1 protein-coding gene is annotated in these 227 nt (G+C 40.5%); it reads left to right on the plus strand.

Features of this window, described 5'->3' with window-relative positions; genetic code table 11:
- Positions 1-227: hypothetical protein (locus ACH5TX_RS00600; protein ID WP_439337618.1), on the plus strand; the 227-nt coding region annotated here is incomplete at both ends.

Consider the following 227-nt stretch of genomic DNA (forward strand, 5'->3'; position numbering starts at 1 on the left):
TAACCGATTGTGAAGAAACAACAGGAATAGACGATCCGAGTACACCAAAAGTACCAGGAGATTATCCAGGACCATTTGATGCTAATGATGCTTGTTTACCAACAGGAGTTAATACGACTGATAGTGATGGTGATGGACTAACCGATTGTGAAGAAACGACAGGAATAGACGATCCGAGTACACCAAAAGTAACAGGAGATTATTCAGGACCATTTGATTCTAACGAT

The organism is Thalassobellus citreus, assembly GCF_044385915.1.
GTDB lineage: Bacteria > Bacteroidota > Bacteroidia > Flavobacteriales > Flavobacteriaceae > Thalassobellus > Thalassobellus citreus.